Source organism: Oscillibacter sp., from assembly GCF_040505565.1.
Taxonomy (GTDB): domain Bacteria; phylum Bacillota; class Clostridia; order Oscillospirales; family Oscillospiraceae; genus Oscillibacter.
Genome location: NZ_JBEUWZ010000004.1, coordinates 75,548 through 99,357 on the forward strand (window position 1 = coordinate 75,548; position 23,810 = coordinate 99,357).

At 56.4% G+C, this 23,810-nt stretch carries 24 protein-coding genes and 1 tRNA gene; 7 read left to right on the forward strand and 18 right to left on the reverse strand.

The annotated features are described in order from the left end of the window. The 13 genes from ABWQ15_RS00950 to ABWQ15_RS01010 form a co-directional block, all read right to left on the reverse strand. Nucleotides 1-1,383: a UDP-N-acetylmuramoyl-tripeptide--D-alanyl-D-alanine ligase gene (locus tag ABWQ15_RS00950; RefSeq protein ID WP_353906951.1), complete on the reverse strand. Its 1,383-nt coding sequence runs from the start codon at nt 1,381-1,383 to the stop codon at nt 1-3. A 1-nt stretch (nt 1,384) separates the two neighbouring features. Further along, nucleotides 1,385-2,434: a D-alanine--D-alanine ligase family protein gene (locus tag ABWQ15_RS00955; protein WP_353906952.1), complete on the reverse strand. Its 1,050-nt coding sequence runs from the start codon at nt 2,432-2,434 to the stop codon at nt 1,385-1,387. Nucleotides 2,435-2,663: 229 nt separating this feature from the next. After that, nucleotides 2,664-3,647, reverse strand: coding sequence for an Ig-like domain-containing protein (locus tag ABWQ15_RS00960; protein ID WP_353907087.1), 984 nt, complete (start codon nt 3,645-3,647; stop codon nt 2,664-2,666). Between the two features lie 140 nt (nt 3,648-3,787). Then, nucleotides 3,788-4,501, reverse strand: a complete 714-nt coding sequence (locus ABWQ15_RS00965) for a V-type ATP synthase subunit D (protein WP_353906953.1) — start codon at nt 4,499-4,501, stop codon at nt 3,788-3,790. A 12-nt stretch (nt 4,502-4,513) separates the two neighbouring features. Continuing rightward, nucleotides 4,514-5,899 (reverse strand): V-type ATP synthase subunit B, encoded by a 1,386-nt coding sequence (locus tag ABWQ15_RS00970; protein ID WP_353906954.1) that lies wholly within the window; start codon nt 5,897-5,899, stop codon nt 4,514-4,516. After that, entirely contained in the window at nt 5,899-7,668 is a 1,770-nt protein-coding gene (locus ABWQ15_RS00975) for a V-type ATP synthase subunit A (RefSeq protein ID WP_353906955.1), read from the reverse strand. Before ABWQ15_RS00975 ends, ABWQ15_RS00970 begins: the two co-directional genes overlap by 1 nt. Nucleotides 7,669-7,744: 76 nt before the next feature. Next, the gene (locus tag ABWQ15_RS00980) at nt 7,745-8,062 is read right to left on the reverse strand and encodes a V-type ATP synthase subunit F (protein ID WP_353906956.1); all 318 of its coding nucleotides are present in this window, start codon (nt 8,060-8,062) and stop codon (nt 7,745-7,747) included. Between the two features lie 13 nt (nt 8,063-8,075). After that, nucleotides 8,076-9,071, reverse strand: a complete 996-nt coding sequence (locus ABWQ15_RS00985; protein WP_353906957.1) for a V-type ATPase subunit — start codon at nt 9,069-9,071, stop codon at nt 8,076-8,078. 27 nt (nt 9,072-9,098) lie between these two features. After that, nucleotides 9,099-9,689: a V-type ATP synthase subunit E gene (locus ABWQ15_RS00990; protein WP_353906958.1), complete on the reverse strand. Its 591-nt coding sequence runs from the start codon at nt 9,687-9,689 to the stop codon at nt 9,099-9,101. Nucleotides 9,690-9,711: 22 nt separating this feature from the next. Further along, nucleotides 9,712-10,200, reverse strand: a complete 489-nt coding sequence (locus ABWQ15_RS00995; protein WP_353906959.1) for a V-type ATP synthase subunit K — start codon at nt 10,198-10,200, stop codon at nt 9,712-9,714. 14 nt (nt 10,201-10,214) lie between these two features. Next, a complete protein-coding gene (locus ABWQ15_RS01000; protein ID WP_353906960.1) occupies nt 10,215-12,149 on the reverse strand; it encodes a V-type ATP synthase subunit I in 1,935 nt (644 codons plus the stop codon). Nucleotide 12,150: 1 nt separating this feature from the next. Beyond that, nucleotides 12,151-12,465 (reverse strand): hypothetical protein, encoded by a 315-nt coding sequence (locus tag ABWQ15_RS01005; RefSeq protein WP_353906961.1) that lies wholly within the window; start codon nt 12,463-12,465, stop codon nt 12,151-12,153. Between the two features lie 292 nt (nt 12,466-12,757). Further along, nucleotides 12,758-13,318, reverse strand: a complete 561-nt coding sequence (locus ABWQ15_RS01010; RefSeq protein WP_353906962.1) for a hypothetical protein — start codon at nt 13,316-13,318, stop codon at nt 12,758-12,760. A 251-nt stretch (nt 13,319-13,569) separates the two neighbouring features. Here ABWQ15_RS01010 and ABWQ15_RS01015 point away from each other — a divergent pair. Both ABWQ15_RS01015 and ABWQ15_RS01020 read left to right on the forward strand, forming a co-directional pair. Further along, nucleotides 13,570-13,646: transfer RNA gene (locus ABWQ15_RS01015), tRNA-Arg, on the forward strand. A 410-nt stretch (nt 13,647-14,056) separates the two neighbouring features. Then, nucleotides 14,057-14,452, forward strand: coding sequence for a hypothetical protein (locus ABWQ15_RS01020; protein WP_353906963.1), 396 nt, complete (start codon nt 14,057-14,059; stop codon nt 14,450-14,452). Nucleotides 14,453-14,650: 198 nt separating this feature from the next. Here the strand turns inward: ABWQ15_RS01020 and ABWQ15_RS01025 are convergent, their stop codons facing one another. Then, nucleotides 14,651-14,812: a hypothetical protein gene (locus ABWQ15_RS01025; RefSeq protein WP_353906964.1), complete on the reverse strand. Its 162-nt coding sequence runs from the start codon at nt 14,810-14,812 to the stop codon at nt 14,651-14,653. A 118-nt stretch (nt 14,813-14,930) separates the two neighbouring features. Further along, nucleotides 14,931-15,236, reverse strand: a complete 306-nt coding sequence (locus ABWQ15_RS01030; RefSeq protein ID WP_353906965.1) for a DUF1540 domain-containing protein — start codon at nt 15,234-15,236, stop codon at nt 14,931-14,933. 235 nt (nt 15,237-15,471) lie between these two features. On the opposite strand from ABWQ15_RS01030, the gene ABWQ15_RS01035 reads away from it, so the two are divergent. The 5 genes from ABWQ15_RS01035 (at nt 15,472) to ABWQ15_RS01055 (ending at nt 20,292) form a co-directional block, all read left to right on the forward strand. Further along, nucleotides 15,472-15,657 carry a DUF305 domain-containing protein gene (locus ABWQ15_RS01035; RefSeq protein WP_353906966.1) on the forward strand — a complete coding sequence of 62 codons (186 nt, stop codon included), beginning with the start codon at nt 15,472-15,474 and terminating at the stop codon, nt 15,655-15,657. 13 nt (nt 15,658-15,670) lie between these two features. Next, the gene (locus tag ABWQ15_RS01040; protein WP_353906967.1) at nt 15,671-15,913 is read left to right on the forward strand and encodes a spore coat protein; all 243 of its coding nucleotides are present in this window, start codon (nt 15,671-15,673) and stop codon (nt 15,911-15,913) included. A 293-nt stretch (nt 15,914-16,206) separates the two neighbouring features. Beyond that, a complete protein-coding gene (locus ABWQ15_RS01045) occupies nt 16,207-17,583 on the forward strand; it encodes a citrate transporter (protein ID WP_353906968.1) in 1,377 nt (458 codons plus the stop codon). A gap of 15 nt (nt 17,584-17,598) precedes the next feature. Further along, nucleotides 17,599-19,452, forward strand: a complete 1,854-nt coding sequence (gene asnB, locus ABWQ15_RS01050) for an asparagine synthase (glutamine-hydrolyzing) (RefSeq protein WP_353906969.1) — start codon at nt 17,599-17,601, stop codon at nt 19,450-19,452. Nucleotides 19,453-19,581: 129 nt separating this feature from the next. Further along, nucleotides 19,582-20,292, forward strand: a complete 711-nt coding sequence (locus ABWQ15_RS01055; protein ID WP_353906970.1) for an HDIG domain-containing metalloprotein — start codon at nt 19,582-19,584, stop codon at nt 20,290-20,292. Nucleotides 20,293-20,348: 56 nt separating this feature from the next. On the opposite strand, the gene ABWQ15_RS01060 is transcribed toward ABWQ15_RS01055, so the two are convergent. The 3 genes from ABWQ15_RS01060 to fba form a co-directional block, all read right to left on the reverse strand. After that, on the reverse strand, nt 20,349-22,013 hold the full coding sequence (locus ABWQ15_RS01060; protein WP_353906971.1) for an S-layer homology domain-containing protein: 1,665 nt from the start codon (nt 22,011-22,013) through the stop codon (nt 20,349-20,351). A 98-nt stretch (nt 22,014-22,111) separates the two neighbouring features. Next, nucleotides 22,112-22,615, reverse strand: a complete 504-nt coding sequence (locus ABWQ15_RS01065; RefSeq protein ID WP_353906972.1) for an amidase domain-containing protein — start codon at nt 22,613-22,615, stop codon at nt 22,112-22,114. Between the two features lie 99 nt (nt 22,616-22,714). After that, nucleotides 22,715-23,653: a class II fructose-1,6-bisphosphate aldolase gene (gene fba, locus ABWQ15_RS01070; RefSeq protein ID WP_353906973.1), complete on the reverse strand. Its 939-nt coding sequence runs from the start codon at nt 23,651-23,653 to the stop codon at nt 22,715-22,717. Nucleotides 23,654-23,810: the final 157 nt, after the last annotated feature.

Below are 23,810 nucleotides of genomic sequence, written 5' to 3' on the forward strand. Positions count from 1 at the left end.
TTAATCCTGATAATCCTGCTCTTTCAAAAATTCCACAATGGTCTCAAAGTGCATGGAAAAATGAGACGCCTTCACCAGAGCGCTGGTATCCGGGCCGAACTGCCGCAACAGTTCCTCCCGGGCCGAGTCCTTGTCGGGGAAATGAATGGCGCTTCCACCGGAGGCCAGCGTGCCCTCCGCGATCTTCTCCGCCTTCTGCCCGATGGCAATCACCATGTCAATTCCCAGCATGGCCGCCAGTGCGCCGATGTTGTAGTGAGCGGCCTCACCGTGGTCTCCCAGTTCACCCATGTCGCCCAAAATCGCCAGCTTGTGACTCCCAGTGCTCTTTGCCAGCACCTCCAGTCCCGCCGCCACCGATTGGGGATTGGCGTTATAGCAGTCGTTTAAAATAATGCGCCGACCCGGAAGCCGCACAACCTCCATGCGATTTCCCACACCCAGAAAGGACGCGACCCCGGAGACGATCTGCTGGCGGCTCAGACCCAGCATTTCCGCAATAGCTACCGCCATGGAGGCGCAGTATACCAGATGCTGTCCCGGTGCGTTAATGGTCAGATCATAGACGTCCTTTTTTGTGGTAACGCGGCAGGTGATGCCGTCAAGCCCATGGTCGCTGACATCGGTTACGCGGATGCCGCAATGCTCCGACTGACCGCAGCGCAGGGTGGTAAACGGCAGCTCCAGCGTATTCAGCAGCGCGTCGTCCCCGTTGAGGATGGCGGTGCCGCCGGGCTTGAGAAAGTCAAAAATCTCGCTCTTGGCCTTTAAAATTCCCTCCCGGCTGCCCAAAAATTCAATGTGGGCGTCACCGATGTTGGAGATGACGGCGATATCCGGCCGCACCAGCTCCCCCAGATAGTGAATCTCACCGAAGTGGTTCATACCGGTCTCAATGACCGCCGCCTGATGCTCCGGCATCAGCTGGAACATCGTCAGCGGAGTCCCGATGTCGTTGTTGAAATTCTCCGGCGTCTTCAAAATATTCAGTCCCGCGGAGAGAACGGCGGCAATCATTTCCTTGGTGGTAGTCTTACCCACGGAGCCGGTAATCTGGACAAAGGGGATGTCGAACCGGTCCCGGTAAGTCGAGGCCAGAGCCTTGAGCGCCAGACGGGTATCGTCTACCTTGATATAAAATCTGTCGGAACGAAGATCTGCGGGCAATCGGGTGCACAGGGTTCCGGCCGCGCCGGATTCCAGCGCCTTGTCAATGAAATCGTGGCCGTCGAAATTTTCACCCTTCCAGGGCACGAACAGGCAGCCGGGAACCAGGTCCCGGCTGTCGGTACATACGGCCGACACGGCGGGAGCGTCCTCCCGCGGATTCCACCAGACTCCGCGAACAGCGGCCTCGATCTCTCTGACTGTCATTGGCAGCATGTTAATTCTTCCTCCTTAAAGACAACTGAACGATCTCCTCGCAGAGATCATCATATGTAAGTCCCACGGCGGCAGCCTCCTTGGGCATCAGGCTGGCAGGGGTCAGCCCCGGCAGGGAGTTGGTCTCCAAACACCATGGCACGCCGTCCCCGTCCAGAACAAAATCAGCACGGGAATAGACGGACAGGCCCAGCAGCTGATGAAGCTTCAGCGCCATCTCCCCGATTTCCTGCTGCTGCTCCTCCGTGAGGTTGGCGGGGCACAGCTCCAGCGCGGCGCCGGACTGATATTTTGCCTCATAGTCGAATTTTCCCTTGGCGGAAATCACCTCCACTGGCGGCAGCCACCTCTCGCCCAGCACCGCAGTGAAAATATCCCGGCCCATGATCCGCTCCTCCACGATGACCTGGCTGTCAAAGCGCAGAACGTCCCGCAAAGCGGCTTTCAGTTCCTCCCTCGTCTCCGGCAGGTAGACGCCAAGAGACGACCCGCTCCCCGGCGTCTTCACGACGCATGGCATCGTCAGCCCCTCCGCCAGCGCGGCCACATCCGTCTCGCCGTACTCCGCCATACGCCACTTGGGCGTACGGATTCCGGCAGCGTCCATCATCCGCTTCGTGACGATCTTATCCATCGCCATGGCGGAGGACAGGTGGCCGGAGCCGGTATAGGGAATCCCCAGCAGGTCCAGTGTCGCCTGAATGCGTCCGTCCTCTCCGCTCTCGCCGTGGAGTCCCACGAACACGAGGTCCGCCAGAGCGCAGACGTTCAGAACATCCTTTCCGATCAGTCCGTGACTTTGGAACTTCCGACCGCGGCGTACCGCGTCCAGATCCGGCTCGCAGGTTCGGATCGCGGCGTCCCCGCACCGACCGTCCGGTGCGTCAAACAGCGCCTCCAGCGGACCGTCATAGTCCTCCAGACCCAAAAACAGGTCCACCAGCACCGCCTGATGACCTTTCCTGCGCAAGGCTTTGCAAACAGCCGTTCCCGTTACCAGCGAGACCTCCCGCTCTGGAGACAGGCCACCGGCCAATACGACAATTTTCATGGTTCTCCCTTCCGCCGCCGTCGGCAGCCTATAAAACGCCCCACAGCCACAGGACGGCCCCCCATCAGGTGGGCTATCCAATGATTATTTCAATCTGTACCAGTTTAGCACAAATTTTCCGTGAATACAAGCACAGGAACCTGCCGGAAGAACTTTTCGGCAGGTTCCTGTAGATTTTCTTGAATAAGGCCGCCGGGAGTAACGCAATTATAGGAAAAAGCGCACGATTTTACTTCATCCAGCCGAAGAACCCGGTGTCCTCTCCCTCAAGCAGCGTTCCCGCCGCGCAGAGCATCTGCGCCGCGTCCGCCCGCGTCATGGGCTGAGCGAGCGTATTGCTTCCGAAGCTGCCCGCCGCCATAACGCTGGCAGCCTCCATGTTGCCGACGGCCTGCGCCGCCCAGGAGGGCACCGCATCCCGATCTGCATACCATGTGGCAAGGTCCACGTCGCCCACTGCCAGCACCCGGTCCAGAATGGATGCGGCCTCGTTAAACGTCACCGGATCGGCGCTGCGAAATGCCGCCCCCGCCCCAGTGGAGACGCCCTGGACAATGCCGTCGGCCAATCCCGCAGCGGCATAAGCCTTTGCCCATGTGGGGATCGCGTCGTCGTCGGAGAAGCCGGTCATGGTAACGGTATCCGCCGGAAGTTTTGCAAGCTCCATGGTCATGGCGAGGAATTCGCCCCGGGACACCGTGCGATCCGGTTCAAAGTAATACTTCCCGCCCATGCAGGCCCCGGTGAACACTCCGGTTTCCGCAAGATACTGGGCGGCAGCGGCGGCGGTGCAGTTTTTGGTGTCCTGATACTCCACGCCGGACTTCGTCTTATCCACCGTCACGGTGACCGTGGCGGGGGCGGAGACGTTTCCTTTGGCATCCGCCACCACATAGGTGAAACTGTCCTTCCCGCTCTTACCTTCCGCGGGGGTATAGGTGAAAGTGTTGCCCGACACGGCAACGACACCCTTTTTCGGTGCGGTCGCTACGGTAAACGTCAAATCACCGTTTTCATCGTCCGTAGCCAGAAACTGTGCGCGGTAGGGAATGTTGCGGTAGGTCCTGATGGTAAGTTCTTTTGCGATGGGAGCGCCCTGCGCGGGAACGGCTGTCTCCTCGCTTTTCTTGCCGAACAATGCCTGAGCCGGCACGGTCATCATCAGCAGCAATGCCAGCAGCAGCGCCGGGACGCGAGCTTTCTTGTTTGTCATTTTCAAGGGAACACGACCTCCTGTTGTAAATTCTGTGTGGAGGTAGTGTTTGCCTTCCCGATAAGATTATACAGAAAAAAGAGCGGTTTTTGCCGCTCTTTTTTCTGTATATTTTATCATGTGATTTTAAAACTATAGGCTTATTCACCCTGCGGTGCACCGGACCGTTCGGCAAAAGCCTTGAGCGCCTTGGCGTCGCGCTCTCTCTGTTCCTCAATGGCCTCAGCCAGAAGCATATCCTTCACCTTCATGAGCCGGATGGTGGTGGCGCGGTCGTTTTCGTCCAGCTTCATGTTGATATATCGGATGGCCTCCTGGGTATCGGGAATCATCACGTATTCCAGCGCGTTGACGCGCCGGCGGGTCTTCTCGATCTCCTCCGCCATCAGCTGGGCAGCCTTTTCAATCTGCGCCAGCTTCAGCATCTTGCGGAACACCTTTCCCAGAGCATCCACCGCCGTATCCAGTTCACCGGAAGTCCCGGCGAAGCCGTAAGGATAGATGTCGCTGTCCGACTGGGTCTTGGTCTTGAAATCATAGACCGGGACGTTAACGGACATGATGTTCTGAAACCCCATGGTCAACTCCACGCTCTGCTTGGGATACAGCAGCGCCTGTTCCATGGCCTCGGAGGACATGAGGGCCGACGCCACGGTAAACGACCCGTGGACGGTCATCAGCTCCTCCTCCACCTCCGCCCGGAGGGTACGCACCTCCCGGACGGTCTCCAAAAACTGCTTCATCAGCTCATCTCGCTTGTCTTTGAGCAGCTTGTGGCCCCGCTGGGCCGTGCGGAGCTTACCCTTTAGCCGGGTCAGCTCCATGCGGGTGGGGTTCACATTGAGCTTTGGCATGGTCCCCCCTCCTTATTTTTCGTCCTTCTTGGGCCAGTATTTTTCGATCAGCTCCGGCTTGATCCGCTTCAGCTCACTCTTGGGCAGGATGCTCAGAAGTTCCCATCCCAGATCCAGCGTCTCTTCGATGGAGCGGTTCTCCTCGTAGCCTTGGTTGACATAGCGCTTCTCGAATTCATCCGCAAACTTTGCGTACAGCAGATCCGTGGGCGTCAGGGCAGCCTCGCCCAGAATGCTCATCAGCTCCTTGTTGTCCTTGCCGGTGGAATAGGCGGCGAAGAGCTGGTTCATGGTGCTGGAATGGTCTTCCCGTGTCTTGCCCTCGCCGATACCCTTATCCTTCAGACGGGACAAAGAGGGCAGCACATCCACGGGAGGATGAATGTTCTTGCGATACAGCTCCCGGGAAAGGATGATCTGGCCCTCGGTGATATAGCCCGTCAGGTCTGGGATGGGGTGGGTCTTGTCATCTTCGGGCATGGTCAAGATGGGGATCAGGGTGATGGAGCCTTTCTTCCCCAGCTGGCGGCCGGCCCGTTCATACATGGTGGCAAGGTCGGTGTACAGATATCCGGGGAAACCGCGGCGGCCGGGGACCTCCTTCTTGGCGGCGGAGACCTCGCGCAGAGCCTCGGCGTAGTTGGTGATGTCGGTCATGATGACCAGAACGTGCATATCCTTTTTAAAGGCCAGATACTCCGCGGCGGTCAGCGCCATACGGGGTGTTGAAATGCGCTCCACTGCGGGGTCGTTGGCAAGGTTTGAGAACAGCACCGTCCGATCGATGGCACCGGTACGCTTGAACTCGCTGACGAAGAACTCCGATTCCTCAAAGGTGATGCCGATGGCGGCAAACACCACGGCAAAGTTGGAGGCCTCGTCCCCCAGCACCTTCGCCTGACGGGCAATCTGTGCCGCCAGGTTTGCGTGGGGCAGGCCGGAGCCGGAGAAGATGGGCAGCTTCTGGCCTCGGACCAGCGTATTCAATCCGTCGATGGTGGAAACGCCGGTCTGGATAAACTCGTTGGGATAGTCCCGGGCGGCGGGGTTCATGGGCAGGCCGTTGATATCCCGATACTCTTCCGCCAGAATGGCGGGGCCGCCGTCGATAGGCTCGCCCATGCCGTTAAATACGCGGCCCAGCATGTCGGCGGAAACGCCCAGCTGAAGCGGGTGGCCCAAGAAGCGAACCTTGGACTGGGCCAGGTTGATACCTGCGGCGGAGTCGAACAGCTGCACCACGGCGGTGTCGCCGTTGACCTCCAGCACCTTGCCCTGACGAATAGAACCGTCGTGCAGCTCCACCTCCACCAGTTCATCATAGGTGACGCCCTCCACCTGTCGGACCATCATCAGAGGGCTGACAATCTGTTCGACGGTACGGTATTCTTTAATCATCAGTCCACACCTCCCTGCGCGGTCACTGCCGCGATCTCCTGCGTCATGGCTTCGTCAATGGCAGCGTATGCCGCTTCATATTCCTCCGCCGGCACGCTCTTTGCCCGGCCGATGGTCTCTCGGGACGGGATGGCGAACAGCTTGGCCGCATCCGCACCCTTTGCGATGGCGTCCCGGCACAGCAGGTCGTAGCGCAGAATAATTGCCATCAGCTTTTTCTGCCGATCATAGCTGGAATATCCGTCAATATCCGTGAAAGCGTTCTGCTGCAAAAAGTCCTCGCGGATCATACGAGCCGTTTCCAGCGTCAGCTGATCAGCGGAGGACAGCGCGTCCTTGCCCACCAGCTGGACGATCTCGTTCAGGCTGGCCTCATTTTGCAGAATGCTCATGGCCTGTCCTCGGTCCTTCATGAAGTCCTCGCCTAAGTTTTCGTCGAACCAGGGCTTCAGAGAATCCAGATACAAAGAGTAGGAGTTCAGCCAGTTGATGGCCGGGAAATGGCGCTTGTAGGCCAGCGCCGAATCCAGCGCCCAGAAGACCTTGACGATCCGCATGGTGGCCTGGGACACAGGCTCAGATAAATCGCCGCCCGGAGGCGACACCGCGCCCACGGCGGTCAGGCTGCCCCGGCGCTCGTCGGAGCCGATGCACTCCACGCTGCCGGCCCGCTCGTAGAACTGGGCCAGACGGGAGCTCAAATACGCGGGATAGCCCTCCTCGCCGGGCATCTCCTCAAGGCGTCCGGACATCTCGCGCAGAGCCTCGGCCCAGCGGGAAGTGGAGTCGGCGATAACAGCCACATCATAGCCCATGTCGCGGAAATACTCCGCGATGGTGATGCCGGTGTAGACCGACGCCTCACGGGCGGCCACGGGCATATCAGAAGTGTTGGCGATCAACACGGTCCGTTTCATCAAAGACTCGCCGGTGCGGGGGTCCTTCAGCTCAGGGAACTCCCGCAGCACGTCGGTCATCTCGTTGCCGCGTTCGCCGCAGCCGATGTAGACCACGATATCCACGTCGGACCACTTGGCCAGTTGGTGCTGGACCACTGTTTTGCCGGAGCCGAAGGGGCCGGGCACGGCGGCGGTGCCGCCCTTGGCGATGGGAAACATGGTGTCGATGACGCGCTGGCCGGAGCACAGGGGCCGCTTGGGGGGATACTTGTGCTGATAGGGCCGGCCCACACGGACGGGCCACTTTTGGGCCATGGGCACCTCTACCGTCTTCCCGTCGTCGGTTCGGATGACCGCCACGGTCTGCAAAACGGTGAAGGAGCCGCTTTCGATCTTCTCTATCGTACCGCTGATATTGGGCGGCACCATAATCTTGTGCAACACTACCGGCGTCTCCGGAACAGTGCCCAAAATGTCACCGCCGGTGACATGATCTCCCACCTTTGCAACGGGTGTAAAGTCCCACTTCTTGTCATGATCCAGAGCGGGAATCTCAATGCCGCGGGTGATATTGGCGCCCACCTTTTCAACGATCTTCTCCAGCGGGCGCTGAATTCCGTCGTAAATGCCCTCGATCATGCCGGGCCCCAGCTCCACGCTCATGGGCGCGCCGGTTGTAATCACCTCTGCGCCGGGTCCCAGGCCAGAGGTCTCCTCATAAACCTGAATGGACGCGGAGTCGCCCTTCATGGTTAAAATCTCGCCAATCAGCCGCTGGGGACCAACACGAACCACGTCGGACATATTGGCGTCCGACAGTCCCGTCGCCACAACCAGCGGCCCGGATACTTTTACAACTTTACCGCTCAAACAGACAACCTTCTTTCAGGATAAATTCGCTCTTTAGCAGGGGGCTTCACAGAAAGCCCACTCCTACGCCCGACCGTTACAGAATATCGGCGCCGACCGCCCTTTCGATCGAGTTCTGGATGTTGTTTCTGCCAATGCCCAGAGACCCGCCCCGTCCGGGGATCAGGATGATGGCGGGACGCAGCTCATCCTTGTACCGTTCCAGCACGTCCGGCAGCTTCGCCGCCAGTTGCTCCGTCAGGTAGATTACTGCGCAGTCGGTTTTTGCCAGCTCGTGGATCTTCCTGCGGGCCTCCTCCGGCGCGGAAATGGGGTAGGTGTCCAGCCCCAAGGCCCGAAAGCCCATGACGGACTCCCAGTCCCCTACCACCGCGATGCGATAGGTCGTTGCCATTTTTTCACACTCCTTACGTCCGAAGCCGCGCCCGGATGGTCTCCGGGTCCAACCCGGCAGCCCGGCCCATCAGCAAAATGCGGAGGTTTGTATACTCCGTCTCCCGCGCGGCCAGATAGCCGATCAGCGGCGCTTCGCCGAACGCCACCATCTGTGCGCCGGAAAGATACCCGGAAACCGCGTCGTCGCACAGCTTTTCAAATTTTGTCAGCGCGCCGACCTTCAGCGCGTCCGCGCCGGCTTGGGCCGCGTCTTTTAGCTCCGTGGAGGCGTACAGCTCCGCAAGACCGCCGCCGTTGTTCCCGGCAACCGTCAAAATCTCGCTCTCGCCCACAGTCCCGCCGGAAACCAGCACGCCCTCCAAAAAGGCCGCGTTCTTGCCCATGCGGAGAGTCCGCACCAGAGAGCGGAGGTTCGCCGCGTCGATGGAGACGCGGACATAGCCCCGGAGAAATTCGCTGCCGGTGGTTTCCGCCGTTTCCATCTCGTCCCGATACATCCAGCGGTCCAGCACGATGTCCCCAAGCTGGGGGTCACGGGTGGTCTCCAGCACTTCCTTCGCCTCGGCGATGGCGGTGGCCAGCAGGGGCGGCAATAGATTCATGTCTCCGCCGGTGATCATCTCTTTTAGTTCCGCCGCGGGAACGCGCCCAAGGTCCGCCAGCATGTGGTCCGGGTCCGTATTCATAGCTTGGGCCTTCAGAATGGCCTTTGCATTGTGGTAATCGTATTTCAGCTTGAAAATATTCAAGTATTGGTTGTCCGGTGCGCTGTCGCCCAAGTCCTGTAAAGTTTCTTCCCTTGCAGTTGCAATCGCCGCATCCATAGCCCCTGGACTCTCAAGGCTCATGGTGGGATACCCGCTTTCCTGCAGGAGCTTCACCACTTCTTCGTTGCTGCGGGAAGTCAGGATCTGCTCCATTCGCTCGCCCGTCAGCAACCCCGTCTCCATGGCGCGGATGCGGGCGGATATCACCAGATAATCGGTGTCCTTGATTTTTTTAGACAAGGCGCTTCCTCCCAGCTCTTCGATTCGTTACGCTTCCGGGAACAGGACTTTGGCGACCTCGCCGGCCATCTCGCCCCTTTGCAGACGCACCAGCGTATCAAAGGTACAGTTGACCTCCACGCTGCCGTCCACCAGAATGAAGCCGCCCTTCAGTGCCCGTGTCTGGCCGGAAAGAGTCAGCTTCCCGTTCAACTTCTTATTGGCCGTGTCCACCGCGGCCTGGCCCATCTTTTCCCGGTCCGCCTGAGAGAAAACCACTTCTCCCCTGCCTTCTGGCGCGGCCTGGGCCAACAGGTTCGCCGTCACGGCAATGTACCGTTCCTCCGGCATGGCGCAGAGGTTTTCCAATGCCAGATTAAACGCGGTCTCCACCTGAGCTTGCCGCGCGGAGAGTAGATCCTTTCGGGCCTCCATCTGCGCCACGCTCACCAACCGATCTTCCCGCTCTGCGGCGGTCTTTTCATTCTTCGCCCTGGCGTCCGCGGACTCGCGGTCCGCCTGAGCGCGGTATTTCGCCGTGATCTTCTCCGCCTCAGTTTGCGCCTCCGCCAGTACGCGGTCGATCTCTGCCTGTGTGTCGGCGGCAATGCGGTCCGTGATCTTTTCGATTCCGTTCATGTCAAATCCCCTTTCTGCGGGGTTACTTGCTGATGTTGATAATCATGAGCATGGACGCCAGCAAAGAGAGGATGGCGTAGAACTCCACGGTGATGCACAAAACCATGCCCTTTGCCCAGTCGTCCGGCTTCTTGGCCAGAATATTGATGGATGCAGCGGCCACGCGGCCCTGAGCGATGGCTGAGAACAGTCCGCCCAGCGCCATGGGCAGGCATGCCGCGAAATACTGCAAGCCCACTTGAAGGGAAATGTCGGGAAGAGAGCCGCTCAGCAGCCCCATGCGGAAAATGGCGAAGAACCACACCACCAGACCGTAGAGGCCCTGCGTGCCGGGAATAACCTGCAAAATCAGGACTTTGCCGAACTTGGTTGGGTCCTGGCACAGAAGGCCGGTGCCTGCCTCGCCGGCAATGCCGGTGCCCTTTGCGGAGCCAATGCCGGAGAGTCCCGCCGCCAGACCAGCGCCCAGCAGAGCCAGAGCCAGACCACCAAATGCTTCAAAAAATCCCATGATGAATTTCCTCCTTATTCTTTTACAATATCCACATATTTTGTTTTGATCTCCAGAGGCCGGAACCGTCTGCCCCCGTCCTCATAGAACTTATTGAAATACTCCAGGCACTGAAGTCTCAGGTCGTGGACGAAGCAGCCCAGCAGATTCAGGGCGAAGTTCAGCGCGTTGCCCGCCATGGAGATGATAAAAAATATTACCACGTTGCCGGGGATGGCGCCCAGTGTGTTGAATACCTGCGCGATGACGCTGCCCGCCAGCATCAGGGCCATGAGACGGGAGTAGGACAAAATGTCTCCGAAATAGCCCGTCACGTGGTTATAGAGGGATCCGATCACCGCCGTCACCTTGCCAAAGCCTTTGGCATTCCATCCGGAGCCAACCATCACCATCACGCCGCCGACAATCAGTACAATCCGGGTCACACCCAGAATGGACAGCGCCAATCCGGCGAACATGACCCACCAAGTCCCTTCCTCCCAGACGGCGTCCATGATCTGTCCGCGCTTGAGCTTCTTGTAGAAGCTGATGGCCATACCGGTATTAATCTGGATGAAGCCGAGGCACATGGCCCCGATCAAAATCATCAGCGTATCGTCCAGTGGGGTGAACAGGGCGGGTAGGGCAAATGTCGTTCCGGGGTTGATAATGCCCATAAGCTGGGGCAGGAAATCTCCGAAAAAGCCGCCTGTGATCAAGCCCATGATAAACGTGCTGATGCCGCATAGTCCCATCAGACCAAAGAAATGAGCCATGCCACCCTTGGGCCTGTATTTTTTCAGAACCACCACAGAGGCCAGCATCATCAAAGTGCCGTATCCCATATCCGCCATCATGATACCGTAAAATAAAATAAAGAACGGCGTCATCAGCGGGTTGGGATCCAGACTTCCATACGCCGGCAGGGAGTACATATCCGTCACCATGTTCAAAGGCCTTGTCAGCCAGTTGTTTTTCAGCTGCACGGGAACGTCCGGGTACTCCTCTTTACTGGGCTCGGCAGTCTCCCACGCGCAGTCCCGCTTTTCAAGCAGGGCCGCAAGCTTTTTCTCCGCTTCCGCAGGAACCCAGCCCTCAAAAAAGACGATGGTCCCGTCGGTCAGCAGGCGCTGGGCGTCCGCGTCCTCTGCCGCCTCCGCGTTCAGGCGGTCGGCATAAGTCCGCAGGGCGTCCCGCGCGCCGCCGCAGGCGGAAAGCGCCTCGGTGACCCGCTTCTGGCCCGCTTCATTCTCCGCAGCGGACTTTTCAAGCCTCGCCAGATTCTCCGCCGGAGTCCCGGTGCAATCCGAAAAAGTCACCACGCTGAACCCAGCGCGGTGCAGAATCTCCATCGCCGCTTCCTCGTCCGCCCGGTGGCAGACCAGCAACAGATACTTCTGCGTTTTATCCGCCCCTGCGGGATATAGCTCTGCGGCCATTTTACCGCCGCTCAGCTCCGCCCGCAACGCCCCCACGTCCGTGGCGGCGGGACAGACTCCCAGACGGAAAACCGCGTGGACGGTGTCCGGCGTCTCCAGTGGGAAATCCAGGTCCTTCCATGGCGTCAGGGCCGCGGCGCGGGCCGTCAGCCGTCCCTTCCGGCTCTGGAGTTCGGCCAGTTCTGTCAGCAGACCGTTAATCATTTCACAGGATGCTTTCGCCTGCTCCGCGGAGTCGCTGCTGAGAAATTCCGACTCCTTGATGGGTCTTCGCTGAATGAACAATCCATCCTTTACCGCGGCATACTTCCGAATGGCGTTCAGGGCGGTGGTCACGTCGGCAATAGCTCCCTTGGCGTCCATCAGCGGGGACGTACCCCGGCGCAGCAGCGTCGACCAGGCCGGGTCGTTCAGCAGGCCGTCTGGCTCGCTGATCTCCACGCAGCCAAGACGCAACAGCGCCCGTAGCAATCCGTCCCGTTCCGCCGCCATGGCCACCACGCGGAGCTTTTTCATTTTTACGATGGCCATTTTACTGCTTCACGACCTTTCCAACGATACGCTCCACGGCCTCGGACATGTGGGTCTTCGCCTGTCCGGCTAAGGCTTCACACTCCTGAGCGGTACCCTCCCGGATCTTTGCGCATCGCTCTTCCGCGCGGCCCTCTGCCTCTCGCAGCAGCCGCTTGCTCTCCTCTGCGGCCTGACTTCGCATCTGCTCCAAAAGTGCAAGCCCATTTTTCTCCGCCTGAGCAATCCGCTCCTTTGCCTCCTGCTCCGCAGTGGCTTTTCGCGCCTTGTTCTCATTTTCCGCCTTGTTAACGGTCTCAATGGCTTCCAGTGACATTCTTTGATCACCTTCTCTCCCAATGACTTAATATTTTCCATTATCATGCAATACCCGATTAGATTATATGGTATTTGCATCTGTAAAGCAAGGCCATTTTTTTATTCCGCATTCCTTTCCGGACATTTGTTCATACTTTTATAACAAAAATGGACAAACCGTCTTTGAAAATTTATTATATATGCCTATGTTTTTTCACAGACAAGCAGACATATCCTGTTCCAGAGGGAAGTGCCTCTAAAAGCGAAAAAAGCAGAACGCTTTCCATAAGGAAGCGCTCTGCTTGTATCAGTCAATGTTTTTTCTGGCCGCTGACCGCGCAAACCATCTCGTTGAGCTCCTTGCCGGTCTGGTCCATGGCGCGGGGCAGCTGAGAGAGGCCAACCTCGATCTTCCGCAATTCCGCGGTGACCTGAGCCGCAGTGGTGCCGAAAGCCCCGGCCATATCCTGATACTGTCTTTGGATGTCGGATACCAGTGCGTTCAGCCGCGCTGTGGTAGCAGACTCCAGCTCACTGGCCCGCCTCCGGGCCTGGCACTCGATGTCCCCCACTTGCGCCCGGACCTCCTGATAGGACTGCGCCTGAGGGCGCAGTTCCTCCAGCTCGGCAGAAAGGCTTTCGATCTTCTCTCGCAGCTCCTCCGCCTCTCTCCGTGCCGAATCTTCCTGCTTCCGCAGCGAAAGATCCAGCCTCTTTTGCAGGGCCTCATTTTCGGCACGGAGATCGTTGTTCTCCCGGCGAAGCGCCTCCTGAACATCCGTGTTCTCCTGCGCCGTCTTCTGAATGTACTGAATGACTTCCTCTTTGTCGAAGCCACCGAATGCAACGCTTTTGAAATTTTTTGTCTCCATTGTTGCCGCTCCTTCTCCGGGTCCCGCCCGCGCCTCCGCCGACGGCTTTCAGGTATGACGCCGCGCGCAGGCAAGTCTCTAAAAAAGCTTCATCCGCCGTGGCTCTTGCCATTGCGGTATATGCAAATATTATAGCATGCCATTTTTTTCTTTACAAGCCCTCATATAAAAAGTGAAAAGATTGTAAAAAAATGCTTGCATTTTGAAATCAACTATGCTAGTATAAATAAGCTGTTTGAAAACAGTGGTACGCGCCGTTAGCTCAGCTGGATAGAGCGTCTGGCTACGGACCAGAAGGCCGGGGGTTCGAATCCCTCACGGCGTACCAAAAAAGAAGTCTTGAGAAATCAAGGCTTCTTTTGTTTTTGCTTAGGACTGCAATGGATTAGAGATTCGTACTTGAATGAAGTTTATTCATATCAGAATAGCGTATGTCCAAAAATAATTGAAAAATTGCACACGAATTTGGACACAAAAATCACCCCTGTGAGAACCTAGCTGGTTCCCACAGGGGTGATTATCCTAGCAACACCGCTCACCATTCGATCAGAACGAGGGTGGTGTTTTATATAATTGATCAAATCAGTCAAGTTATTCTATACTGCCGTCTCCATCCCGACAGGCTGCAGCTTCCGGTCGAACCCGCAGCCCCGGTAAATAAATACTAGCGTCCGCACCTGCTCATGTGTCAGGTGCATATCTCCTTCTTGTGGAATAGTATAGGAGAGGGGTCGAGTCATGTACACAAAAATTACTAACCCAAGCATCGTTATTTTCGACGGCAAAACCGGCGAGCTTATTGGAACTGCAACATTCAAATTAACGGATGAATCGGAAAAAAAGCTCTTAAATCTACTAAATTACAATATACAGCCACCCTCTCTTACGCTGTTGGATGTAGATCTATACAAACCTTCCCCGAATTATACCCCGCCGATACCGTACAGTCCGTATGCACGCAATGGAACCATTTATGCGTTATTTACTGATGAATATACAGGTAACCCTGTTCCAGTAGAAATTCAGCTAAACTATAATGCGCGGGCAAGAGGAAACACAACAGGCAACCTATTTCATTTTGAAAGCGTAGAGTTTGGTGACATAGATATACAATCCGTGAAAATCATTTATTAAGTTAAAGTCCCGCCTTCAAGGTATTATCATCAGAGGCGGGACTTCTTCTGTTTATTTAGAAAGATATGTATGAGGACTATCAAAACGCGGATGCGACCGGGAAGAAGCACCTGCTGAAATATGTGGAAACCCGTTCTGATTCTTCGGAGGCGGATTCGAGATCTGCAACAGCTAGTCGGAGTTGGACAAGCGGAAATCCTAAGTTTCCTTATTGGCTGCGATAATTGCAAGGTTATCTCCAATCGCGCTGAAAAAGTTCGCAAGGACATTGGTTTGATCGGCTGTTAAGTCAGTTGAAATTGCTATAGCAATTGAAGAAGCCAATAAAACGAGGCTGCTGCCGGGCGGACATGGCGACATGGAACCACCTCCTCCAGTCATCATATGTGGAGGGCTTCCAAAAGGTCAATTGGTCAAGCTGCCGCCTGCCGAGCGGATAAAAAGGAATCCGCCACTTAATAGTGGCGGATTCCCTTGATTATTCCTTGAAGGTCTGGCATCCGGCACCATTGCCGCATCCGCAGTTTTCAATGGTAACTTCGCCAGCTTTGCATTTGCAGTTCTCATTGTGCTTGCAGTTAGTAGCTTTGCAGCTGATGTTGGTTGCGGGGCTTGCGGAAGCCTCATTTACGCTGTTAGTTGCACCGTTTGATGGGCGAAAAGAACGGCAGGAAGTTTGGCTGCTGGATTTCGCGCTTTCTCCCGAAACATCGATGGAAGACAGGCCGCAAAGGCCGGAACAGTTATAACCGCATGAATGCACGCTACATCCGAGATTACTCATATCTGGCAACACCTTTCCTTTGAATATGTACTTAGTCTTACTGAATAATTTGAAATTATGCAAAGCACCGAGCGAAAGCCATTGAGACCGAGACCGGTAGATCCGCTCCGGTACGCGGAAGGTCTCTCCATCCGAAATTCTCGCTGAATGCAGATAGAAAAATGTCTTGAAACAGACATGATATTGAAACTTTTGCAGATAATATGCTCAAAACGTATGAAAGGAGCAAATAACCATGTCTCAACTCAACCAAATGGAACTGCAGAACCTTCGCCATATGATTGGCGCACATGAGACTGCCTATCAGAAGATGCAGACCTATGCACAGCAGTCAACCGATCCTCAGGTAAGAGCCTTTTTTGAAAAGTCCGCGCAGAGTGCCAAGACCACAAAAGAAAACTTAATGACATTTTTAGGATAAGGAGGAACTTGTTTTGCACGAAAAAGAAATGGTTAACGACGCTCTGTCTGCCGTGAAAAGTGAGATGACATTCTACTCCAACGCGATTGCAGAGTGTTCAAATCAGAAGCTTAGATCCACAATTCAACAGATTCGCAACAGCTGTGAGACTTCTCAGTATGAACTTTTCCAGTTGGCCAGCTCCAAGGGGTATTATAAGCCCGCAGCGCAGGCCAGCGATACTGAAATCCAGCAGGTAAAGTCACAGGCTCAGTAAATTCTGCAAAACAGCATCTAAAGTGATTTGTTCTGTATTTTAATTTTGAGCGATTCAAGCTGACCGTTAACAACGGCCTGTGATAAGAAAGCAGTGAAACGCCCCGAAACCTGCCGCACGGCAAGTTCCGGGGCGTTTTAGGGCTCAAGGTTGCTTGGTCAGAGCCAAAGATTGTTCTCATAAGCAGCAAAGAAACTGACAATTTGTGGCATAGAATTGAATTTTTCAAAAATCACACTCCGAAACGGTGGGAATAAGATGGTCTGCCAGTATTTTTTTAGGAGGTACAGTTAATGGCGGATTTTGCAGTTTCCTTGACGCCGCTTCACTTTATATATCTGATCGGCGTCATCACCGTCCTGACCACAATGATTCTCAGGAAAGATACCCCCCTCGTCTGCATTGTGTTTTTATTTTTAATTGGCCTTGTGGCCTGCGGCACGCTGACGGGAGCGATTCAGTCCGTGTTTGCATCAATTCTATATGCGGCCAAGGAATTTATGGAAATTATTGCGACCATCGCGCTGATTACGGCGCTGTCCAAGTGCTTGTCGGACCTTGGCAGCGACCGCATCATGATGCGGTCCATGTCCACCGTGATGAAGAATTCGTACATATCGTGGTGGGTTCTTGGAATTACCATGCTGGTCTTCTCGCTGTTCCTGTGGCCGTCCCCGTCCGTAGCGCTGGTGGGTGCCATTCTTCTCCCGCTGGCGGTAAAGAAGGGGCTTAAACCGCTGGCCGCGGCTATGGCGCTGAACCTGTTCGGCCATGGCGTTGCCCTGAGCGGAGACTTTGTGATTCAGGGTGCGCCGGCCATCACCGCCTCGGCGGCGGGGATTGACACCCACCTCTTCATTTCTGAAGGCATGCCGTTGTTTTTGGTAATGAGCGTCACGACGGTGGTGTCCGCTTTTATCATCAATCGCAAGGAAATGGGGCAAACTGAAAGCGTTTCCGTGACTGCGGAGCAAAAAGAGAACACTGAAAATCGCTTTCCCCGGGCGGCAATGCTGCTGGCCATTTTGGCGCCGGCGGCATTTATTGCCGACGTGGTACTCATGGCGGTCTTTAATCTCAAGGGCGGCGATGCAACCAGTCTCGTCTCCGGCACTGCGGTCGTGGTACTGGTCATTGGTTCGGTGGCCGGGTTTGGAAAAGAAAGTCTGGATCGGTTCACAAATTATATTTCGGACGGATTTCTGTTTGCCATTCGTATCTTTGCACCTGTCATTATCATCGGCGCGTTTTTCTTCCTTGGCGGCAGTGGAATTACCACCATTCTGGGTGAGAAATACCAGAGCGGAATTCTGAACGACTGGGCCGTTTGGCTGGCCGGCGTTACACCGTTGAATAAATATGTGGTCACGCTGATTCAGATGGTCATCGGCGGACTGACCGGTTTGGACGGCTCCGGATTCTCCGGACTTCCGTTGGTGGGATCTCTGGCCAATACATTCGGCACCGCGGTCGACTGCTCGGTGCCGCTGCTGGGTGCGCTGGGACAAATCGCTGCCATCTTTATCGGCGGCGGTACCATCATTCCCTGGGGCCTGATGCCGGTGGCAGCCATCGCTAATGTGAATCCGCTGGAACTCGCGCGGAAAAACTTTGTTCCGGTTATGATCGGCTTCTTCTTCACTTTCTTGACCGCGTGCCTGCTGATTTAATGAGGAGGCAATGCTATGTGTGGAATCGCGGGATTTTATAACGCAAACAAAAACTATCTGACTGAGCGGGAGCGCTATACGGACATTTTGGAAAAAATGAACGTCGCCCAGCATCACAGAGGTCCGGACGACTGCGGTACGCTCCTGGATGCCCATGTCGGTCTGGCTCACACGCGGCTTGCAATCATTGACCTGAATACGGGCCGTCAGCCCATGTCCAAAACCATGGACGGACGAACCTGGACAATTGTATATAATGGGGAACTCTACAATACCGCCGAACTTCGCGGGGACCTTGCGGCCAAGGGGTGGACCTTTGAAACCACCAGCGACACGGAAGTGATTCTGGTGGGTATGATGGAGTATGGGTCTGAATTTGTGAAACGGCTCAACGGCATTTTTGCCTTTGCTGTCTACGACCCTGTACACGACAGGGCGACGCTGTTCCGGGATCGCTGCGGTGTAAAACCGCTCTTTTATACCGTGCAGGACGGGAATTTGATTTTCTCGTCGGAGATCAAGGGACTGTTTGTATTTCCCGGTATGAAGCCACGTCTGGATCGCCGGGGTCTCAACGAGATTTTCAGCATCGGCCCCGCAAAATCTTACGGTGTGGGCGTATTTCGCGACGTGGAGGAGCTGCTTCCCGGACATTTGCTCACGGCATCACCGGACGGAATCTCCGTGGAATGCTATTGGAAGCTGGTCAGCCGGGTTCATGAGGATGATTTCACGACCACAGTGGAGACCACCCGGGAGTTGGTGCTGGATTCCATTCGGCGGCAGATGGTCTCCGACGTACCGATCTGTACGTTCCTCTCCGGCGGGGTGGACAGCAGTCTGGTGACGGCCATCTGCGCGGAGGAGCTGAAAAAAAAGGGTGAGCAGCTCCGTACGTTTTCCTTTGACTTCACGGGAAACGACCGCAATTTCAAGCCCTCATCCTTCCAGCCGTCCCAGGACCGGCCCTATGCAGATCTTGTGGTTGACTATCTGAAAACGGATCACCGGTACCTGGAATGCAGTACGGAGGATCAGTTTGCCTGCCTGGAGGCTTCCGTGGACGCCCATGACCTTCCGTGCATGGCGGACGTGGACTCCTCACTCATTTATTTCTGCAAGGAGGCCAGCCGGTACAACAAGGTGGTTCTGACCGGCGAGTGCGCCGACGAAATTTTTGGCGGATACCCATGGTTCCACAAAAAGGAGTGCTTCGAGGCAGACACCTTCCCGTGGACCATGGATCTGGAAGCGCGCAAGGTACTGCTGCGGGATGATTTTCTGGATTATCTGGGGATGGACGACTATGTGGCCGAAACCTATCAGCGTTCGGTCGCCGAAACGCCCCGGCTGGCGCAGGATACACCGGAGGAAGCCCGCCGCCGCGAGATTGCCTATCTGAACATCCGGTGGTTCATGCAGACGCTATTGGACCGCATGGACCGCACCAGCATGTTCTCCGGACTGGAGGCCCGGGTGCCCTTTGCGGACCATCGGATTTTGGAGTACGTCTGGAATGTGCCCTGGGAGATGAAGACGAAAGACGGCGTCGTGAAGGCGCTGCTGCGCTCGTGCGGCGTCGGGCATCTGCCGGACTCGGTGCTATACCGCCGCAAATCCCCGTATCCCAAGACCTATGACCGGCAATATGAGACGTTGCTCTCCAAGCGAGTACGGGACATCATGGCGGATTCCAGTTCGCCCGTGCGGCAGTTTCTGGACCCCAAAAAGGTGGAAGTATTTCTTTCCAGTCCCTCGGATTACGGAAAACCGTGGTACGGGCAGCTGATGGCAGGACCGCAAATGCTGGCGTATATCATTCAGGTGAATTACTGGATGAAGAAGTGGAACATTGCCCTGCTCCCATAGCGGAGCCAAATTTCCAGTTCAGCCTGTTCCCTGCCGTGATTTAAGTTATCATGGTATAGCGTTGCCTCTTTTTGCGGGCACGGCGCATGATTTGGGGCAGCAATCAAATACTAAATCCGGGGTGATCATTTGGCTGACGGCAGCTCTTTGTTCGAGGAAATCGAGCAGCACTTGCTTTCTGACGAAAAGCCATCCCGCTTCCTGTCGGAGCTCGCCGGTTCCTCCGCACTGGGCGAGTATCCGTTCGACATGCTGAAACGGCTGCAACCAACGCCGCAATCCCCCCGGTACCATCCGGAGGGAAGCGCCTGGAATCACACTCTGCTGGTCGTGGACGAAGCCGCGGGGATCAAGACAAAAAGCGCCGATCCCCGCGCTTTCATGTGGGCTGCGCTGCTGCACGACATCGGCAAGCCCTCCACAACCGTTCGCAGAAACGGTAAAATCACATCCTATGACCACGATAAGGCGGGCGCTCTTCTCACAAGAGAGTTCCTTGGCGTTTTTACAGCGGACATGGACTTCATCGAGCGGACGGCCCAGCTGGTTCGCTATCACATGCAGATTCTGTTCGTGGGAAGAAACCTGCCTTTTGCCGATCTTGAGGGAATGAAGCGGAATACGGATGTCCGGGAGATCGCCCTTCTGGGGCTTTGCGACAGGCTGGGGCGGCAAGGGGCGGATCGACAGCAGGAGCAGGAAAATATCCGCACTTTTTTGGAAGTATGCAATTCGCAATCAGGAGGCAGGCTTCATAAAGCCGGACACGGACAGCGTGGACAGTTTCCGATACAGTTCAGACATGGCAACTCGGATGTACCTTACGGGCGGAAGCGGTAAAGCAGAAAAGCATGGTTCCCGGATACTTCCGGGAACCATGCTTTTTTATTCAAAGTTCAGGCCAGCAAACTGTTCCAGTTCCAGCCGTGTTCCGTGGGGATGGTCCCCAACCGCCACAGCGACAATCCGGTAATCCCCAGCAGCTTTGCGGCGTTCAGTTTAACCTGCACGCTGTCGTCGTTGTCGTACCAGACGAAGTAGCGGCTGCCGTCCTCTGTGGTATAGACCGCGTAGGGCTGCTGGTAGGTATCCGACCAGCCCGCTTCCGTGTCGGACTGATTCAGCCGCAGATACAGCGTCTCGTTGGAGGGATATACCGGTGTGCCGGAGAGCAGCTTTCCGTCAGCGCCGATCTTCCAGGCCATCGGCTTGCTGGAGTAGCCCAGAAGGAGCTTGGACGTATCTGCCACACCGGTGTTGGGGTCAGTCGCGGCCAGCAGCGAGGCGTACACCTGGTCGGCGGGGGCCGGCGCGGCGGTCTTATAATACTCCGTCCCCACATAGGCGGTCAGATCCGCGGCGTTGTAGTCATAGGCCATCAGGATCACCTTGTCGGCCAGCCGGCCGATGGCGGGGTAATCGTAGCCGTCGTAGTAGCTTCCAGTGGTCAAAACCGGGGAAACGCATACATACAAGCTCTTGCCAAGGGAATGTACTTTACCCGCAAGAGCGGTGATAAACGCGGTGAAATTCTCTTTTTGCGCGGCCCGCAGTCCCTCAAAATCAATGGTCACACCGTAATAGGGGTTCTTTCCGACTACGTTGTAGGTAACGGTCAGTTCATTTGTGATCTGCTCCACTGCCGCTTCCCTGCCGTTGGCCGAGGCCAGCAGGTCCCTCACTCCGCCGGAGACATCCATAAATACGCTGAGGTTCAGCGAAGTGCCATTGATATCCAGATTGCCGGTCACATCCTGATAGCTGCTGGGGACGGCGTACTCATTGCCACCCGCCGAGGTGGTGGACAGCAGAGCCGTCGTCCCGTTCCAGGTCATCCGGCTCCATCCGGCGCTGACCGCCGCCATCCCGTTCGACAAGCCGATTTGGCTGTATGAGGAGATGGCGTAAAATGCGTGGACGAAATCGACTTTCCTGTTCAGCTTTTCATAGATGCGCACCAGCATGGCCGCAGCCTGCGCCCGGGTGGCGGTGGCAGAGGGCGCGAAGGTGGTGGCGCTAGTGCCGGAGGTCATGCCGATCTGATAGGCTACGGCCACGTACCCCTTCCCCGCCGTCACGTCGGTAAACGGCAGGGAGACCTGCTTTCCCTCAATGGCGGCGGCGCCCTTCAGGCCCAGCGCCCGCACCAGCATTTCGGACATCTCGGCCCGGGTAATGGGGGCGTTGGGCCGGAAGGCCCCTCCGCCATCCACCACGTCGTGGGCAAGAGCTGTCTGCGCCGCGGAGTACCATGCGTGGGAGGCGGGCACATCGGTAAAGGTCGGCTGGGCCGGGGTCTCCGTGGCCCAGTTCATGGTCTTTGCCATCATCCGCACCAGCACCCCAGCAAACTGCCCCCGGGTCATGGAATCGGAATAGCCGAAGGATGTAGTGCTGTACCCGCCCATCAGACCGTAATCCACGGCCTTCTGCACCTCTGATGCAAGAGAGCTTTCGGCGGGAACGTCCTGAAAGGACGTGGCGAAGGCCATGGCCGAAACAGGCAGCGCCAGAGACGCCGACAAAGCGGCGGTCAGCAGCGCCGCAATAAATTTTTTCATTTGATTAATCGCCATCCTTTTCTTTCGTAAAAAATCATCTGAGGCGGGACGCATCCCGCCATACCGCAATTATAGCACCTTCAGCCGCTTCGTTCAAGTCATGGCCGGATGACGCCGATAATTTGGATAGGCCGGAGCAAAAGGTACTCATAGCTGTTCAGGGGGCGATTGTCAGCATCAAAGCTGTGAGCCGCCACCAGAATGTTCTCCGGGGCATAGGGCGGCTGCGCCGCCACCACCACCGGCGTATGCTGAAATCCCTGACCGGTGAAGGACAGCTGGACCACATCTCCGGGGCGTATTTCCGTCAGCAGACACTCCCGTCCCACCGGCCCCACAGAGGACTGCGGGCGGGTAAGGAAATTGAAAAAATACTCCACACCCGTCCAGGACGGAGATTTTCGGTTAGCGTCGATGTAGTACCAGCCAAACGTCGGAAGATAGTTCATAACGCCGGACCCGGCATAAACGCACTGGGAGGCGAAATTCGTACAGTCGCCGCCGATGCTGTCGTAGTTGTAAAAATCCGGGTTCCGTCCGTATGCCCACCGGTGGGCGTACGCTACCGCCGCCAGGCGGTCATAATCCTGTAAAAGGCACATAGGCACCCCTCCCCTGCCCTCAGACTATGTTAAGCGGACGGGAAACGTGAAAAAAAGCAGGGAGACAAAGGTCTCCCTGCTTTCATGCTGAAATGATGCTTATGCCTTGTGATCGCAGCCCAGAACGTCCACAATCTTGTGGGCGACCATCTCCTTGATGGCCTGACGGGCGGGCTTCAGGTACTGGCGGGGGTCAAAGTCGGCGGGAGCCTCCGCAAAGTGCTCGCGGATGCAGGCCGTCATGGCCAGACGCAGATCGGAGTCGATGTTGATCTTGCACACGGACAGCTCCGCGGCATGGCGCAGCTGGTCCTCGGGTACGCCGACAGCGCCGGGCATATTGCCGCCAAATTTGTTGATCTTCTCCACAAACTCCTGAGGCACGGAAGAAGAACCGTGCAGCACGATGGGGAATCCGGGCAGACGCCGGGAGACCTCCTCCAGCACGTCGAACCGCAGCTGGGGCTTGGTGCCGGGCTTGAACTTGTAAGCGCCGTGGCTGGTGCCGATAGCAATAGCCAGAGAGTCGCAGCCGGACTTGGTGACAAACTCTTCCACCTCTTCGGGGTGGGTATAGGAGGAGTCCTCAGACTTGACCTTTACATCGTCCTCAATGCCGGCCAGAGTGCCCAGCTCCGCCTCGACCACCACGCCGTGGTCGTGGGCGTATTCCACGACCTTTTTGGTAATCTCAATGTTCTCGGCGAAGGACTTGCCGGAGGCGTCGATCATGACGGAGGTGAAGCCGCCGTCGATGCAGCTCTTGCAGGTCTCAAAATCCGGACCGTGGTCCAGATGGAGTACGATGGGGATATTGGGGCACTCAATGACCGCAGCCTCCACCAACTTCAAAAGGTAGGTGTGGTTGGCATAGGCCCGGGCGCCCTTGGACACCTGAAGGATCAGGGGAGCGCTGAGATCACGGGCAGCCTCGGTAATCCCCTGCACGATCTCCATATTGTTGACATTGAATGCGCCGATAGCGTAGCCGCCGTCATAAGCTTTCTTGAACATTTCGGTTGATGTGACCAGTGGCATATCAATCATCTCCTGTCAAAATTATCAGTTTTCCCCGTCTTCCGGCGCCGCCGGAGTCCCAAATTCGCCGCTCTGGTGAAGAAATCCAGTTCAGTACCAATTAAATTAGAGGAAAACGATTTTCTTTTATGATAATATCACAGAAAAAATAAAATGC

What these genes read in the sequence shown, in the direction of transcription:
- ABWQ15_RS00950 (WP_353906951.1), bottom strand. Translation starts at nt 1,383, where the DNA reads ATGCTGCCAATGACAGTCAGAGAGATCGAGGCCGCTGTTCGCGGAGTC.
- ABWQ15_RS00955 (WP_353906952.1), bottom strand. Translation starts at nt 2,434, where the DNA reads ATGAAAATTGTCGTATTGGCCGGTGGCCTGTCTCCAGAGCGGGAGGTC.
- ABWQ15_RS00960 (WP_353907087.1), bottom strand. Translation starts at nt 3,647, where the DNA reads ATGACAAACAAGAAAGCTCGCGTCCCGGCGCTGCTGCTGGCATTGCTG.
- ABWQ15_RS00965 (WP_353906953.1), bottom strand. Translation starts at nt 4,501, where the DNA reads ATGCCAAAGCTCAATGTGAACCCCACCCGCATGGAGCTGACCCGGCTA.
- ABWQ15_RS00970 (WP_353906954.1), bottom strand. Translation starts at nt 5,899, where the DNA reads ATGATTAAAGAATACCGTACCGTCGAACAGATTGTCAGCCCTCTGATG.
- ABWQ15_RS00980 (WP_353906956.1), bottom strand. Translation starts at nt 8,062, where the DNA reads ATGGCAACGACCTATCGCATCGCGGTGGTAGGGGACTGGGAGTCCGTC.
- ABWQ15_RS00990 (WP_353906958.1), bottom strand. Translation starts at nt 9,689, where the DNA reads ATGAACGGAATCGAAAAGATCACGGACCGCATTGCCGCCGACACACAG.
- ABWQ15_RS00995 (WP_353906959.1), bottom strand. Translation starts at nt 10,200, where the DNA reads ATGGGATTTTTTGAAGCATTTGGTGGTCTGGCTCTGGCTCTGCTGGGC.
- ABWQ15_RS01000 (WP_353906960.1), bottom strand. Translation starts at nt 12,149, where the DNA reads ATGGCCATCGTAAAAATGAAAAAGCTCCGCGTGGTGGCCATGGCGGCG.
- ABWQ15_RS01005 (WP_353906961.1), bottom strand. Translation starts at nt 12,465, where the DNA reads ATGTCACTGGAAGCCATTGAGACCGTTAACAAGGCGGAAAATGAGAAC.
- ABWQ15_RS01010 (WP_353906962.1), bottom strand. Translation starts at nt 13,318, where the DNA reads ATGGAGACAAAAAATTTCAAAAGCGTTGCATTCGGTGGCTTCGACAAA.
- ABWQ15_RS01020 (WP_353906963.1), top strand. Translation starts at nt 14,057, where the DNA reads ATGTACACAAAAATTACTAACCCAAGCATCGTTATTTTCGACGGCAAA.
- ABWQ15_RS01025 (WP_353906964.1), bottom strand. Translation starts at nt 14,812, where the DNA reads ATGTCGCCATGTCCGCCCGGCAGCAGCCTCGTTTTATTGGCTTCTTCA.
- ABWQ15_RS01030 (WP_353906965.1), bottom strand. Translation starts at nt 15,236, where the DNA reads ATGAGTAATCTCGGATGTAGCGTGCATTCATGCGGTTATAACTGTTCC.
- ABWQ15_RS01035 (WP_353906966.1), top strand. Translation starts at nt 15,472, where the DNA reads ATGTCTCAACTCAACCAAATGGAACTGCAGAACCTTCGCCATATGATT.
- ABWQ15_RS01045 (WP_353906968.1), top strand. Translation starts at nt 16,207, where the DNA reads ATGGCGGATTTTGCAGTTTCCTTGACGCCGCTTCACTTTATATATCTG.
- asnB (WP_353906969.1), top strand. Translation starts at nt 17,599, where the DNA reads ATGTGTGGAATCGCGGGATTTTATAACGCAAACAAAAACTATCTGACT.
- ABWQ15_RS01060 (WP_353906971.1), bottom strand. Translation starts at nt 22,013, where the DNA reads ATGAAAAAATTTATTGCGGCGCTGCTGACCGCCGCTTTGTCGGCGTCT.
- ABWQ15_RS01065 (WP_353906972.1), bottom strand. Translation starts at nt 22,615, where the DNA reads ATGTGCCTTTTACAGGATTATGACCGCCTGGCGGCGGTAGCGTACGCC.
- fba (WP_353906973.1), bottom strand. Translation starts at nt 23,653, where the DNA reads ATGCCACTGGTCACATCAACCGAAATGTTCAAGAAAGCTTATGACGGC.